The 16154-nt window shown below is 38.8% G+C and carries 13 protein-coding genes; 5 read left to right on the top strand and 8 right to left on the bottom strand.

Translation table 11 applies throughout. The features are described from left to right. Nucleotides 1-26 precede the first annotated feature (26 nt). The 4 genes from SOI81_RS04130 to ybhR are packed head-to-tail and all read left to right on the top strand — an operon-like array spanning nucleotide 27 to nucleotide 4876. On the top strand, nucleotides 27-1514 hold the full coding sequence (locus tag SOI81_RS04130) for a TolC family protein (RefSeq protein WP_239975144.1): 1488 nt from the start codon (nucleotides 27-29) through the stop codon (nucleotides 1512-1514). 12 nt (nucleotides 1515-1526) lie between these two features. After that, nucleotides 1527-2648, top strand: coding sequence for an HlyD family secretion protein (locus tag SOI81_RS04125; protein ID WP_320541273.1), 1122 nt, complete (start codon nucleotides 1527-1529; stop codon nucleotides 2646-2648). 3 nt (nucleotides 2649-2651) lie between these two features. Beyond that, complete coding sequence (locus tag SOI81_RS04120) at nucleotides 2652-3782, top strand: ABC transporter permease (protein ID WP_320541272.1); 1131 nt, start codon at nucleotides 2652-2654, stop codon at nucleotides 3780-3782. Further along, nucleotides 3779-4876 (top strand): ABC transporter permease, encoded by a 1098-nt coding sequence (ybhR, locus tag SOI81_RS04115; protein WP_320541271.1) that lies wholly within the window; start codon nucleotides 3779-3781, stop codon nucleotides 4874-4876. Before SOI81_RS04120 ends, ybhR begins: the two co-directional genes overlap by 4 nt. A gap of 46 nt (nucleotides 4877-4922) precedes the next feature. Here ybhR and gyrA read toward each other — a convergent pair whose 3' ends face one another. From gyrA to xerA, 4 genes are all read right to left on the bottom strand, one after another. Beyond that, the gene (gene gyrA / locus SOI81_RS04110) at nucleotides 4923-7637 is read right to left on the bottom strand and encodes a DNA gyrase subunit A (protein ID WP_016140231.1); all 2715 of its coding nucleotides are present in this window, start codon (nucleotides 7635-7637) and stop codon (nucleotides 4923-4925) included. A 366-nt stretch (nucleotides 7638-8003) separates the two neighbouring features. Continuing rightward, nucleotides 8004-8936, bottom strand: a complete 933-nt coding sequence (locus SOI81_RS04105; RefSeq protein WP_016140230.1) for an electron transfer flavoprotein subunit alpha/FixB family protein — start codon at nucleotides 8934-8936, stop codon at nucleotides 8004-8006. 17 nt (nucleotides 8937-8953) lie between these two features. After that, nucleotides 8954-9703, bottom strand: coding sequence for an electron transfer flavoprotein subunit beta/FixA family protein (etfB, locus tag SOI81_RS04100; protein WP_320541270.1), 750 nt, complete (start codon nucleotides 9701-9703; stop codon nucleotides 8954-8956). 461 nt (nucleotides 9704-10164) lie between these two features. Further along, on the bottom strand, nucleotides 10165-11052 hold the full coding sequence (gene xerA / locus SOI81_RS04095) for a site-specific tyrosine recombinase/integron integrase (RefSeq protein ID WP_320541567.1): 888 nt from the start codon (nucleotides 11050-11052) through the stop codon (nucleotides 10165-10167). Nucleotides 11053-11218: 166 nt separating this feature from the next. Here xerA and yrhP point away from each other — a divergent pair, with 166 nt between their 5' ends. Next, the gene (yrhP, locus tag SOI81_RS04090; RefSeq protein WP_320541269.1) at nucleotides 11219-11842 is read left to right on the top strand and encodes a LysE family translocator; all 624 of its coding nucleotides are present in this window, start codon (nucleotides 11219-11221) and stop codon (nucleotides 11840-11842) included. An 82-nt stretch (nucleotides 11843-11924) separates the two neighbouring features. Here the strand turns inward: yrhP and dapF are convergent, their stop codons facing one another. The 4 genes from dapF to SOI81_RS04070 form a co-directional block, all read right to left on the bottom strand. After that, complete coding sequence (dapF, locus tag SOI81_RS04085; protein WP_016140226.1) at nucleotides 11925-12770, bottom strand: diaminopimelate epimerase; 846 nt, start codon at nucleotides 12768-12770, stop codon at nucleotides 11925-11927. A gap of 11 nt (nucleotides 12771-12781) precedes the next feature. Beyond that, a complete protein-coding gene (gene lysA / locus SOI81_RS04080) occupies nucleotides 12782-14026 on the bottom strand; it encodes a diaminopimelate decarboxylase (protein ID WP_320541268.1) in 1245 nt (414 codons plus the stop codon). Between the two features lie 22 nt (nucleotides 14027-14048). Next, nucleotides 14049-14270: an LPS translocon maturation chaperone LptM gene (gene lptM, locus SOI81_RS04075; protein ID WP_016140224.1), complete on the bottom strand. Its 222-nt coding sequence runs from the start codon at nucleotides 14268-14270 to the stop codon at nucleotides 14049-14051. 140 nt (nucleotides 14271-14410) lie between these two features. Next, nucleotides 14411-15817, bottom strand: coding sequence for an amino acid permease (locus SOI81_RS04070; protein WP_016140223.1), 1407 nt, complete (start codon nucleotides 15815-15817; stop codon nucleotides 14411-14413). Nucleotides 15818-16154 lie beyond the last annotated feature (337 nt).

Raw genomic sequence — 16154 nt, 5'->3', positions numbered from 1 at the left:
AGGGATGCCAAAAATTGTTATTTAAAATGCCAGCACATCGATATAGACAGTCTATTTTTCCCTTTTCATTTAAACCAAAACATCTTGCTTTGGCTTTAGGTCTTTTTTTTACTAATCATTTATATGCCGAAAGTTTAAGTTATGCCGAAGCAGAACAACAAGCTTTGAAAAGTTCATATAGTACTCAAGCCAATCAAGCATTGCAGCAAGCCTCTCAATTAGAAGCTGAAGCAGTAAAGGGCCTCGGATTACCTCGAGTTGATTTAAATGTCAGAGCATATGCTTTTCACAGTGAAACAGATGTACCTCTGGGCTCTTTTAAACAAAAACTTGAGAATGATTTAAGCCAAGGGCTAAATGATAAACTTTCACAGTGGAACAATGTCATTCCATCAGATGTGCTGGGGCAAGTCCAAGAAGGCGCAAACCAAACTATCCATGATGGTGTAAATCGTTTTCCAAATTATGCAAATTTAACTATTGAAGATCAGGTTGTACGCCCTTCTATTTCAGTTGTTATGCCACTTTATACAGGCGGCTTAACCAGTAGTGCTAAAAAAATAGCAAATATCCAAGCGCAGCGTTCGGAACTTTCAAGCCAACAACAACAAGATATACAGCGATTCGAAGTTGTACAAAGTTACTTCAATGTTCAATTACAACAGCAATTGGTAGCAAGTAGCCTATTTAACTTTAATGCTATGCAAAAACATTACAGCAATGCCCTAAAGCTCGAGCAACAAGGGTTTATTAGCAAAGGGCAACGCATGCAGTTTGAAGTAGCGCGTAATAATGCGGAACGTACTTTACAAAATGCTCAAGCCAACTTAAATGCCAGTCGCTTTAGCCTTAATAATCTTTTACATCAACAAAATAATACGGATTTAAGTACCCCATTATTTGTAAACAATACGCCAAGCCAAACTCTAGAATCACTTTTAACCAGTTATTCGCAAAAATCTAGCTTAGTACAAAAAATGCAAATGGATACTCAGCTGGCTAATGTAAATATTCAAGCTCAACAAGCTGCAAAAAAACCAAGTCTTTTTGCCTTTGGAGAATATGCGCTTGATGAAAATGAAAACTGGATTGTGGGTGTGATGGCAAAATACAATCTATTTTCTGGTGTAGACAAAAATAAGAATATTCATGCCGCCGAATTAAAGCGTTACGCTTCTGAACTCATGACCGAAAGAACCAAACAAGAAATTGAAGCTCTTTTGAATAAGTCATATAACGAGCTTAACTCTGCTCAGCAAAGTCATCAGCTTTTACAAAGAAACGTAAATGCTGCTCAAGAAAACCTACGTATTCAAGAACTTTCTTTCCGCGAAGGAATGGGCACAGCAACCCAAGTGATTGATGCGCAAAATGCATTAAGTGCGTTAAAAACTGAAATGGCTTTAAATGCTTATAAATATGTCATGTCACTTGCAACTTTACTGCAAAGTCATGGCTCAATTGACCAGTTTAAAGCTTACGTTAATCAACCACATACCGACTATATTCGTTAAGGGGAGTATAAAATGAATCAAGACTCAGCTCATTCAGAACAAGATTCTCCTGCTGCGGATACGGCAGAAAACAGCCAAGCTCCAAAACATGATCAAGCTAGTGATCAGCAAGAAACAAGCACAAATAAAAATGACGCCAATCCTCCTAAAAATTCCAAAATCAAACTGATTATTGGCCTGATCATCATTGCCTTATTAGGTTTAATTATTTTTGGTTTGTGGAAAAGCTATCAACCCAAACCTATTGAACTACAAGGCCGTGTTGAAGCTGAAACTATTCACGTAAGTACAAAAGTTCCGAGTCGTATTGAAGAAATTTATGTACAAGAAGGCCAGAAAATTTCCAAAGGTCAGCCACTTGTTCGTTTGATTAGCCCTGAAATAGAAGCTAAAAAGCAACAAGCCTTGGCTACCTTACAATCAGCTTTAGCATTTCAATCTACGGTCGATCGCGGTTCTCAACAAGAAAATATCGATACCCTTTATGCCAACTGGCAAAGCACCAAAGCGCAAGCAAATCTTGCAAAAACCACTTACCAACGTGGCGAAAATTTATATAGACAAGGGGTAATTTCGCGTCAAAGACGAGATGAAATGCTCGCAGCACAGACCTCTGCTCAAGAATTAAGTGAAGCCTCTTATCAACAATATGCTCGTGCAAAACGTGGAAGCACCAGCCAGCAAAAATCTACAGCAGATGCACAGGTTGAAATTGCAAAAGCTGCGGTAGCTGAAGCAAAAGCTTTAGAGGAAGAGACACGCTTACTCTCTCCGATTTCGGGTACAGTTTCAAAAACTTACGGTAAGCCTTCTGAATTAGTCGCTATGGGTGTACCTGTTGTCAGCATTTTAGAAGATGATGATTTATGGGTAAGTTTAAACGTCGGTGAAAATCAATACGCCTCTGTTTATAAAAACAAAACCCTTGAAGGATTCATTCCGGCTCTTAATCAGAAGGTGAATTTTAAAATTGAGAATATTGATGCTGAAGGCGAATTTGCCACCATAAAAACGACTCGCCAAACCGGAGGCTATGATATTCGTAGCTTCAAATTACATCTGGTGCCTGAAAGTCCTGTCAAAGATTTAAAGGTTGGCATGAGCGTTCTATTTAAAATTAAAGAAGAAAAATAAAGCATGTTTGCCAGTATATTACGTGAACTAAACTATCTAAGAAGCAATAAATGGGATTTGTGTATGGTGACACTTATCCCTGCTTTTATCATTTTTATGTTTAGCAGCATGTTTTACGCAGGTAAAGCTGAACATTTACCGATTGCAATTATTGATCAGGACCAAAGTGAACTCAGCCGTAATATTGAAAAATATCTTTCTTTAAATCATACGGTAGACATTAAGACAATTACGGCAAGCTCCACTGAGGCTGAACAACTACTTAATGAAACCAAAATATGGGGTTATGTTTTCATTCCAGACGGCGCTGAAAAACGTTTTGTAAAAGCGCAAGATGCTCAAATCAGCATTGCATTTAACCAGTCTTTTTTTAGTGTCGGGAACACGATTTCCTCTGCAATGCTAGTCAGTACACTCAATGCTTTAGCAGATTATGCAGGTCAAAGTTATCTTGCAAATAGTATTCCCTATTTAGATGTACCTACCGCGCATGTCAAAATCTCAACGCTTTACAATCCAAGCATGAGCTATGAATTTTATTTAGAACCTTTCATGGTTCCAGCGGTATTACACTTATTATTATGTTGTTGTGTTGCCTTTGCTATTGGACAAGAACTGAAACGTGGCACGTTAACAACATGGGTAAACCGAGAAAGTTTTGTTCAAGGCTTATTGGCTAAAAATCTGCTTTATAGCCTTATATTTTGTGCGTGGACATGGCTATGGATGTTCTGGCTAATTGAAATCCGTGGCTGGTTCGTAGCAGGTTCTCTTAGTTTATTGGTATGCGCACAGTTCCTACTTTATTTTGCTTATGCTTTGATTAGCAGCACGGTCATTCTTGCAACCAAAAATCTAAGTAAAACTTTCGGCTTTATTGCAGTCTATGGTGGGTCTTCTTTAAGTTTCGCCGGTGTTACACTACCTTTGAATAATGCCCCTATTTTTACCAAGTTTTGGTCACTCATTATTCCTTATACCCCTTATGCCAAATTGCAAACCGAACAATGGGTGATCGGCAGTCCAGTTTTCATTTCTATGATTCCTTTTTTAATACTCTTGGGTTATTGCCTGATTTACTTCTTTTTAAGTTGTCTATTACTTAAAAAATTAGTTCAGGGAGCAACCCAATGAAAGAATTCTTAAAGGCGTATGGGCAAACATTTAAAGATATTGTAAGTAATAGCTCAGTTTTTACGACTCTGATTTTATCGGTAATTCTTTATAGCTTTTTTTATCCTACTGCCTATAAAGCTGAGCGTGCAGAATCTATTCCTATTGTGATTGTTGATGAAGAGCAAAGCCTCTTAACTTCTCAATTAATCGGCCAAAGTGCAAATAGCCCGCATGTTCATATTGTGACCGTTACAAGCAATTTTTTACAAGCTGAACAAATGGTACGTGAGCAAAAAGCTGATGGTATTTTACTTTTACCAAACAACCTAACTCAAAGCTTACGCCGAGGTGAAACGGGTGGAATTGGCTTATACTTAAGCACAACCAACTTTTTAAAAACTAAAGAAATTGGTTTAGGTCTAGCAACCTCAATTGAAGCTACATTAAAAGAATATATTGAAAAATTCGGTCAACGCACGCATTTCCAGCCAGCGCTTTCTATTCATCAAGTGCCGTTATTTAATCCGCTTTCAGGATATGGAAGTTATATTTTTCCGGCTGTGGCATCGTTAATTATTCATCAAACGATTGTGCTCGGTTTAGCAATGCTAATTGCAAGTTACCGTGAACAAAATAAAAAAATTACAACTGTTCGCTTTGCTGGAATTTTCGCAAGTATATTGACCATTGGCTGTTTAGGTTGTTTTTATCTTTTCGGTTTTACTCTGTGGTTCAATGACTATCCACACGGTGGAAATTTTATTGGTCTACTCATTGCTGTTCCAATTTTTATTAGTTGTGTGATTGGACTAGGTATGTTGATCGGCTCACTTTTAGATATGCCAGAGCGTGCCGGACATATTATTGTGTTTAGTTCAGTACCTTTATTCTTACTCACTGGAGCTGCTTGGCCTCATCAAGCAATGCCTGACTGGTTACAATGGCTGGCGTGGTGTTTACCTTCCACACATGCGGTACAAATGTTTGTGCAACTTAACCAGATGGGTGTTCCGTTAGCGACAGTTGTACCGAAACTGATTTTTCTTGGGACCATTGGATTATTATTAGGAAGCTTAGCCTATTATCGGATTGTTAAAAAAACGTCTTTATAAAATAAAAAAAGGAAGCTTACGCTTCCTTTTTTTATTTAATTTCTTCTTACTCTTCTGACACATCGTCATTCGTAGAAACTGCATCTTCACCATCTACATCTGAAGTATCAACTTCTCCTTCGAGAAACTCTTCTTCATCTTCAACAGCTTCAATAGACACAACGCCCACTAGAGTTTCTTCTTCGCTTAAACGAATCAGACGTACACCTTGTGCATTACGACCAGTCATTGCAACTTCTGCTGCGCGAGTACGAACTAATGTACCGCCGTCAGAAATAAGTAACAACTCTTTGGTTTCATCAATAGAAACTGCACCAACAAGCTCACCGTTACGTTCGCTTGTCTTAATCGCAATGACACCCTTACCACCACGTTTCTTGGTTGGGAAGTCATTTACAGGAGTACGCTTACCATAACCGTTGGCACTTGCACACAGTACTTCACCTGTCTCAGGTACAACCACAAGCGATACGATACGGCTTACTAGATTTAGATCTGCTGAATCTTCACTATCATCAGAATCATCATTTTCAACTTCCGCATCTTCTTCGCTTAAGATACTGCTTGCAAAGCTTACACGCATACCACGAACACCTTTCGCGGTACGACCCATTGCACGCACATCAGTCTCAGCAAAACGAATTGCCTTACCTTCGTTCGAGAACAACATGATTTGCTGATTACCATCAGTAATCGCAACACCAATTAAGGTATCTTCTTCATTGAGTTCAATTGCGCGTAAACCATTTGAACGGATATTAGCGAATTGCTCTAAATCAACACGTTTAACCGTACCTGACGCTGTCGCCATAAATACGTAATGGTTTTCCGGGAACTCAGTTAACGGCAAGATAGCTGTTACTGTTTCATTCGCATCTAAAGGTAACAAGTTCACAATTGGACGGCCTTTGGCACCACGTGATGCTTGAGGCACTTCAAACACGCGAAGACGATATACTTTACCTACATTGGTAAAGCAAAGCACAGTCGCATGGTTTGAAGCCACAATGAGATGTTGAATAAAGTCATCATCTTTCATTGAGGTTGCAGACTTACCACGTCCACCACGGCGCTGAGCCTGATAGTCTGAAAGTGGTTGAGTTTTTGCATAACCTGTTTGTGAAACCGTTAATACAACTTGCTCTTCAGGAATTAAATCTTCACGGCTAAAATCAATACGTGATTCAATAATTTCAGTGCGACGTCCATCACCATACTGTTGTAGTACTAGTGCTAACTCTTCACGAATTACAGCCATCAATAAATTGAAATCATTCAAAATTGCCGTAAGTTCAGCAATTTGACCTAAAATTTCAGTATATTCTGCATGTAATTTGTCTTGTTCAAGGCCAGTTAAGCGATGTAAGCGTAATTCTAAAATTGCACCTACTTGTGTTGGCGATAAACGGTAAATCGACTCAGTTAAACCAAATGGACGATCTGGGTTTTCACCTTCGATTTCATCTGGACGAACAGAAATAGCACCCGCTTTTTCAAGTAATGAAACGACACCACCACCTGCCCACTCACCCGCAAGTAAACGCTCACGCGCTTCAGCAGGGTTAGCAGAAGTTTTGATGGTTTCAATAATCTCATCGATATTGGCTAAAGCAACTGTTAAGCCTTCTAAGATATGGCCACGTTCACGTGCTTTACGCAGTTCGAACATGGTACGGCGTGTCACAACTTCTTGGCGGTGACGGATAAATGCCGCAATAATATCTTTCAGATTCATCAGTTTTGGTTGTCCATTGTCTAGACAAACCATGTTGATGCTGAATGAGTTTTCAAGCTGGGTATTTAGGAATAAGTTATTTACAACCACTTCAGCGTTTTCGCCACGCTTTAAGTCAATTGCAATACGCATACCTTCTTTGTCAGATTCATCACGAAGTTCTGAAATACCTTCAAGTTTTTTCTCTTTCACTAACTCGGCAATACGTTCAATAACTCTTGCTTTGTTTACTTGATATGGAATTTCAGTAAAGACGATGGTTGTACGACCTGTCTTTTCATCTTCTTCGAAATGGTACTTACCACGAATGTGTAAACGACCTTTACCCGTACGGTAGGCATCAACAATGCCTGATTTACCGTAAATAATACCGCCTGTAGGGAAGTCAGGACCAGTAATGTATTCCATCAATCCTTCAATAGAGATATTCGGATTGTCAGCATAGGCCAAACATGCATTCACAACTTCTGTCATGTTGTGTGGTGCCATGTTAGTTGCCATACCAACGGCAATACCAGCAGCACCATTAATTAACAAGTTAGGAACACGTGTCGGAAGTACCTGAGGAATACGCTCAGAACCGTCGTAGTTATCTTCCCAATCAACCGTGTCTTTTTCTAGATCTGCAAGAAGCTCGTGTGCAAGCTTAGTCATACGGACTTCGGTATAACGCATCGCAGCTGCACTATCACCATCAATCGAACCGAAGTTACCCTGACCATCTACCAATAAATAACGTAAGCTAAAGTCCTGGGCCATACGTACAATGGTTTCATAAACAGCTGAGTCACCATGAGGGTGATATTTACCGATTACGTCCCCAACAACACGTGCAGATTTCTTGTAGGCTTTGTTATAGTCATTGCCCAATTCGTGCATGGCATATAGCACACGACGGTGAACAGGTTTAAGACCGTCTCTCACATCCGGCAATGCACGAGATACGATTACACTCATCGCGTAATCTAAATATGAATGCTTGAGTTCGTCCTCAATGGCAATCGGTCGGATTTCCGATACGCTCATGCATACTCCTTCTTACAGATAGAAATTTCCATCTGCTTATATGTCTTGATCTTGCAAAAAATTTAGTTCCGGAAACTGAACTAAAATCGAAAAAAATATAGCTGTATACTATAGCATAAAAGCACTTTGTAATGTGCGGAATCTACACCGCCAATCTAGTGATATTTGTATAATTTAATTGCATATTATTCTTATCATATCGATATAACGAGCATCTTCTCGTCTTCGTAAAACTATGTGATTTTTATTCTATAAAAATCAAACCTCAAATGAACTAAAAGTCTCACTTATACATTTCAGGACACTACCCACAATAAAAAAACCCCTAGTAAAAACTAAGGGTTTTTTAACTTTAATCGATAAAGATTAAAGTTTAGATACCAATTCAGGTACTACAGTGTTCAAATCACCAACTAACCAGTAGTCAGCAACACTGTTGATTGGCGCTTCTTCGTCTTTGTTGATTGCAACAATAACTTTAGAATCTTTCATACCAGCTAAATGCTGGATCGCACCAGAAATACCTACAGCAACGTAAAGCTCAGGCGCAACGATTTTACCAGTTTGACCCACTTGGAAGTCGTTAGGTACAAAGCCCGCATCAACTGCTGCACGTGAAGCACCTTGTGCTGCACCAAGCTTGTCAGCTAATGGATCAAGTACTTTATGGTAGTTCTCACCAGAACCTACACCACGACCACCAGAAACTACGATGCGAGCTGCAGTTAATTCTGGACGGTCAAGTTTAACGATTTCTTCAGATACGAAGTTAGAAATACCTGCATCTTTTACTTCGCCAACTGTTTCAACCGCAGCTGAACCACCTTCCGCAGCAACTGGATCAAATGCTGTACCACGAACAGTACCAACAATGATTGCTTCGTCAGATTGAACAGTTGCAATCGCGTTACCAGCGTAGATAGGACGCTTGAATGTGTTTGCAGATTCAACAGAAATAATATCTGTGATCATGCTCACATCAAGAAGAGCAGCAACACGTGGAAGAATGTTCTTACCAGTTGTTGTAGAAGCAGCTAATACGTATTTGTAACCTTTAGCCAAGTCAGCAACTAAGCCAGCTACGTTTTCAGCTAATTGGTTTGCATAAGCAGCGTTGTCAGCAAGTAAAACTTTGCTTACACCAGCAACTTTAGCAGCAGCATCAGCAACTGCTTGAGCACCAGAACCAGCAACTAATACAGTAATATCACCACCGATTTTTTGTGCTGCAGCAACAACGTTTAAAGTAGCACCGTTAAGTACTTGGTTGTTGTGGTCAGCGATAACTAAAATACTCATGATTTTATCCTTCCGTATTAGATCACTTTCGCTTCATTTTTCAATTTTTCAACAAGCTCATCTACAGATTTCACTTGTACACCAGCTTTACGTTCTGCCGGAGCTTCAACTTTAACAGTTTTAAGCTTAGTACCAGCTGTAACGCCATAATCAGCAGGAGATTTAGTATCAAGTGGCTTCTTACGAGCTTTCATGATGTTAGGCAATGCTGCATAACGTGGCTCGTTCAAACGCAAGTCAGTCGTGATGATTGCAGGAAGTGTAAGTTCAACAGTTTGTAAACCACCGTCAACTTCACGAGTTACTTGTACTTTACCGCCATCAACTTTCACTTCAGAAGCAAATGTACCTTGACCAGCACTTAGTAAAGCACCAAGCATTTGACCTACTTGGTTAGAATCATCATCAATTGCTTGTTTACCAAGAAGGATAAGTTCTGGTTTTTCAGCGTCAACAACACCTTTTAAAATTTTAGCAACTTCTAAAGCGCCAATTTCATCAGTAGTTTCAACTAAAATACCGCGATCTGCGCCTAGAGCCATTGCAGAACGGATTTGTTCTTGAGCTTCTTTAGGACCTACAGAAACAACAACGATTTCTGATACTGTTCCTTTTTCTTTTAAGCGAACCGCTTCTTCCACTGCGATTTCACAAAATGGGTTAATTGACATTTTAACGTTAGTTAGGTCAACCCCACTATTGTCCGGCTTAACACGAACTTTAACGTTGGCATCAACCACGCGTTTTACAGCAACAAGAGCCTTCATGTAATCCTCGGCTGTTCTAGCAAAAGTAAATGTTGAGAAAAGTATATTAACTCTTCAATTAAAATTTTTTAGGTACCCTATCTTGCAATGTGTTTGGCATTTCGGTCAAGTCACAATTTTCTGGAACAGCACAAAAAAAATGAAATCATCAGTTCATAAAAAAAATTTAGACTACTATTAAAAGCTATTTTATTCTTTTTAAACTCTATTTTATACATTGATTTTTATTATCTTTTTATCTTATTTAGCATATTAGCCAGAAACATAAGATTACGTTTAAAAACCTTAAATTCAAGGTTTTTTAGACTCAGTCGTCGACAAAATATGCAAAGATCAAAATGGTCAATTAGGCTGTTTTAGCTATTTCTATTAAACAAATTTGTAAAAAAAGACAAATGATCTCTACATTCCTCTAAAACTTCCCAATTTAATTATCTTTTTATTCGGTCTATTTTTAACTTTTAGTTTTTATGTGCCCTTGGATGGGCTTGATCATAAACTTGCGCCAAATGATCGAAATCAATATGGGTGTAAATTTGTGTCGTAGATAAATTACTATGACCTAGCATTTCTTGTACCGAACGCAAATCACCGCTACTTGATAGCATATGGCTAGCAAAACAGTGTCTCAGTAAATGCGGATGTAAATCGACATTTACACCAGCCCGTTGAGCTTGAAGCTTTACTCTTTTTTCGATTTGCCTTGGGGTGAGCGCTCCGCCTCGTAAAGAAATAAAGACAGAATCGTTTTGATCAAAATACCCTTTCCAAATTTTGTAAACTTTCAACCAATTCAATAGGCTTTCTTTTGCCTTTTTTCCAAACGGTACAATACGGGTCTTATTTCCTTTACCTGTAATACGTACCAGTTGACGATTAAAATCTACATCTTTAACTGTTAAACCCTGCAATTCAGCCAGACGTAAACCACTTGAGTAAAGTAACTCGAGCATGGCTTTATCTCTTAACCATAATTGCTGATCAACAGGCTTTTCAGGCATAGGTTGATCTAAAATTTGATTGACTGTTTCTATGTCGATCATACCCGGCAAAGGTCTAGGTTGACGTTTTAATTTAAAATCGTCAGTCGGATTAACTTCTAAATATTTACCTTGTTCCGCCCATTTCATGAACTGACGAATTGAGGTGAGATGACGTTGCATACTGCTTGAACTTAACTGATCCTGCTCAACGCGTTGGGCCAAATATTCTCTTAAATCTGAAGCTTCAATATTTCTTAAATCTAGTTTTTTTTGTTCACAGAACTCAAGAAAGCTTTTCACATCTCTTTCATAAGCCGTAATTGTATGCTCAGACTGGTTCTGAATTTTTCTTTCTTTTAACCACATCGAGAGCAGTTGTAATGCAAAATCCAAATTGCTCTCCATTTGTTTACTCATTTTTTTGAGTGTATCAAAAACTATTGAATCAGGAAAATTTGATAACGCACAGCATAACGATGAATAACCTTATATATTACAATTCACCTCAAGTATTTGTCGGAAATCTGCTGTCATGACCACCATACTCATTCCTTACTTAATTGCGATTACATTACTTACGCTTACTCCTGGTCTGGACACGACTTTAATTATTCGCACCGCTACACTGGAAGGTAAATCTAAAGCATTTCAAGCAGCAGTAGGTATTAACCTTGGTTGTATTGCATGGGGAATTGTGGTTGCTTGTGGTTTAGGTGCTTTACTCATGGCATCTGATTTAGCTTTTAATATTCTAAAATGGATGGGAGCAGCATATCTCGCGTGGCTGGGTTTAAATATGATTTTAAAACCCCGAAGCCAACTTGCAGACACACAAGAAAGTCATTCAAATCGCTCTACTTCAGAGAATTGGTTCATTAAAGGTTTTTTAGGTAACTTACTTAACCCGAAAGTTGGGATTTTTTATATTTCATTTCTTCCACAATTTATTCCGCCGCAAGCATCGGCTGTGACTTGGGTGATGGGACTGGTAATGATTCATGTGGTGATTGGAATAGTATGGTCAATTTTATTAATTTTGGCTATGCAGCCACTGTCACGTTATCTAAAACAACCTAAGTTTGTGAAGTATATGGACCGAATTACAGGCAGTATTTTTGTGTTGTTTGCGTTGAAATTGGCTTTGAGTAAAAGATAAATTAAAAAATTATTGTACATATAAAAGAAAGCCTTTTTTATCACTTTAGCTGATAAAAGAGGCTTCTATTTAGGTCATGCGATTAACCTTGGAAATAACGTAAATCCAAACGCCCATCGTAAACATGAGTTGTTGGACCAGTCATCCAGACCACATCACCTTCTTGCCATTCAATTTGTAACTTACCACCAGCCAGTTCAACTTCAACTGAGTTAGCAAGTAAACCACGGCGCATACCACTGACCGCAGCAGCACAAGCGCCTGTACCACATGCAAGTGTTTCACCTACACCACGTTCAAATACACGTAAACGCACATGTTTTTCATCAATAATTTGCATGAAACCAGCATTCACACGTTCAGGAAACCGTTTATGTGACTCAACTTGTGGACCAATACCAGCAACATCTGCAGTTAATACATCTGGAACAATAGTGACAGCATGAGGATTACCCATATTGACCACATCAATACTGATGTTTTGGTCGTTGGCTAACTCAAGTGTATATAAAGCTTCTGGTTGTTCAGCAATGAATGGAATTTCATTTGGTAGAAACTTTGGGTAGCCCATATTTACGCGAACCCAACCATTTTGCCCCAGTTCAGGTTTTACAATCCCAGCTTTGGTTTGAACAGTAATACTTGTTTTCGTTGTTAAATGGCGCTCATGTACAAAGCGAGCAAAACAACGTACACCGTTACCACATTGTTCAACTTCAGAGCCATCAGCATTAAAAATACGATATTTAAAATCTGCTTCCGGTAAATCTGGTGGTTCAACAATTAAAAGCTGATCAAAACCGATGCCAAAATGGCGGTCAGCTAAGCGTTGAATTGTTTCTGTGTCCAAATAGGCACGTTGGCTGATCAGATCAACCACCATAAAGTCATTGCCTAGCCCATGCATTTTAGTAAATTCTAACAACATTTCATTTACTCCTAAGGCAACAATCTTTCTTTTTCCCAAAGCGACTCAACCGTTTCACGCTCACGAATTAAATGAGCTTTGTCGCCAGACACCATCACTTCTGCAGCACGTCCACGTGTGTTGTAATTTGAACTCATGACAAAACCATAAGCGCCAGCACCGAGAACAGCTAACAAGTCATTTTCTTTTAAAGCCAATGAGCGATCTTTACCAATGAAGTCACCTGTCTCACAGATTGCACCCACCAAATCCCAAGTTTTTTCTTCAGCATCTGAACTTGGCACTACAGGTTGGATATCCATCCAAGCTTCATATAATGCAGGACGAATTAAATCATTCATTGCTGCATCAATAATGGCAAAATTACGGTGGCTCGTTGGCTTGAGCAAATCAACTTTTGTTAAAAGTGCTCCTGCATTTGCACTAATGCTACGGCCCGGTTCCATATAAACCTTGAGACCTAGCTTTTCTAAAGCAGGTTTCATTGAGTTGGCATATTCTTCGACACTTGGTGGTGTTTCATCTTTATAACAAACACCTAAACCACCACCGATATCAATATGTTTAAGATTGATACCAAGCTTTTTCAATTCTTCGATCATTACCATGACACGATCTAAAGCATCAACGAATGGTTTGGTCTCGGTCAATTGCGAACCGATGTGGCAGTCAATACCAATGATTTCAAGATTTGGTAAAGATGCAGCATATTGATAGGTTTCATAAACGGTATCACTTGGAATACCAAATTTATTTTCTTTTAAACCTGTTGAAATATAAGGATGAGTTTTTGCATCTACGTCTGGATTTACACGTAAAGAAATCGGCGCTTTTTTGCCTAGACGAGCTGCGACTTTTTGCAGACGGTCCAGCTCTGCATAAGACTCTACATTAAAGCAAGCAATACCTACATTTAACGATGTTTCGATATCGGCTTCGGTTTTACCTAAACCAGAAAAAACAACTTTAGATGCATCTCCACCCGCTTTTAGAACACGTGCTAGTTCCCCACCCGATACGATATCAAAGCCAGCACCAAGTTTTGCCAATACATTCAAAACAGCTAAATTTGAGTTAGATTTCACCGCAAAACAGATTTGATGATCAATAAAATCAAAAGCACGGTCCATATCTAAGTAATGTTTTTCAAAAGCTGCTTTTGAATAAACATACAAAGGTGTGCCAAATTGCTGCGCAAGCTGCTCCATAGAACATTGCTCTGCATGCAATACTCCATTAATGCGAGTGAAACTCATGAATGTGTCCTTATTTCAAAGCTTAAGGTGATGTTGTTTGGGTTGGGGCTGATGCTTCAACTGACTGTTCAGCTTGTTCATCCTGTTGCACAACTTGTTTCTGTTCTTTATTACGATAGAGCAAGTATTTCGCACGTTTGTCATAATTCGGATCAGAAGGTAGCTGTAATGCTCCTGACTGACCACAAGCGCTTAGCAAAATACTGCTGCTCAATAAACTGATGAGGCAAATGACACGACGCATCTGAGCACCTGATTTAAACAATTCGATGCAGTATACCGTGATCATGCAGGCGGCTAAAGAGTAAACTTAAAGAGAAAAACAATATGCATAAAAAACGCCAGCTTTTCAGCCAGCGTTTGATCATAACCAAATAAATTTAATTACTTTTTATGACGCGGTTTATAGAAGAAGAAATAACCAATGATCAAGATAAGAAACCAAATTGGGCTGACTTTAAGTGCTTTGAACGTATCTGGTTCTAAAGACAACACGTAAATCATGCCAATAAAGAAAATAATCGTGATCCAACATGTAAATAGACCACCCGGTAATTTAAATGTTGATTTTGCATGTAGCTCAGGACGCGTCGTGTAGTAACGGATATAACTCCAGATAATGAGTAACCACACGCAAATGAACAAAATCGTTGAAAGTGTTGTTGCGAGCGTAAATGCTTCAACAGTATTTGGTACAAAATACTGTAATGCTGCACCTAACAATAAACACGCAGCAGAGAAATACAATGCATTTGCAGGTACTGCACGTCTGTTCAATTTACCAAAAGCTTTTGGTCCCTGATCTTCACGAGATAAACCAAATAACATACGGCTTGTCGAAAACACGCCACTGTTCATTGATGACATCACTGATGACAACACCACCAAGTTCATCAAAATTGCTGCTGCTGCCACCCCTGCTTGACTGAACAAGTTTACAAATGGGCTGATTGCTGGATCAATTTTATTCCATGGTGTTACTGACATTACAATCAACAATGCCAATACGTAGAAAATAATGATACGAATTGGAATTGAGTTAATTGCTTTTGGTAAGTTACGTGCTGGATCTTTCGTTTCGGCAGCTGTTGTTCCCACAAGTTCTACACCAACGAAGGCAAAGATTGCGATTTGGAAGCCTGCCAAGAAGCCATGCACGCCTGTTGGGAAGAAACCACCATTTGCCCATAGATGAGTAAATGAAGCAACTTCACCTGTAGTCGAAGTAAAGCCTGTAAAGATCATCCATAGACCCACAGCGATTAAAATAATAATCGCAAGAATCTTAATGAGCGCAAACCAAAACTCTAATTCACCAAATAGGCGTACAGTTAATAGGTTTAAACCCATAATAAATACAATGGCAGCAACACTGATCATTGCCCCCTCAACAGGTGTGAAAGGCAGACCATTATTGAAGAACTGTAAGTAATAGATAATTGCTGAGAGGTCAGCAATACCAATCGTGATCCAACACAGCCAATAGGTCCATCCCACAAAGTAACCAGCCCATGGACCAATTAAATCTGTAGAGAAGTCAATAAATGATTTATATTCAAGATTTGAAAGAAGTAATTCGCCAAGCGCACGCATGACAAAAAACACCATCACACCAATAATTAGATAAATGAATAAGATCGATGGGCCAGCAAGACTAATTGTTTTGCCTGATCCCATAAACAATCCTGTACCAATTGCACCGCCAATCGCGATCAGCTGTAAATGCCGATTTGAGAGGCTACGATGGAGCTCACCATGTTCATGAGACTCACTCAGATTTTGATTCGACATCTTATTAATACACTCCAGTAATTTTTTTTAGTCCGTTAGCTAAAATCAAAAAGACGATATCGCACCATTTGCAGGTATCTTTTAAATGTATATTTTTTGACAATTTTTCAGCTAACCGATTTTTATCTGTATTGCTGATGATTTCAAGCTACATACAATTAAATCTGATAATACGCACAAGCCCATAGCAATACAACGCACTTTACGGTCTAAAAACATGACTTGAACTGGTCTGATTTTTAAATTAAAAAGACAACTCAATTTGATTGTTTCTCTAATTTTCAATTTCATTTCAGTCCTTCATCTGTTTATTAAAAAATACCCTGCTCGATCTTAA

Origin of the sequence: Acinetobacter pittii (assembly GCF_034067285.1) — a bacterium.
Lineage (GTDB): Bacteria > Pseudomonadota > Gammaproteobacteria > Pseudomonadales > Moraxellaceae > Acinetobacter > Acinetobacter pittii_E.
Note: the sequence above shows the minus strand (reverse complement) of the source record. Positions and strands in the feature narration are given on the sequence as shown.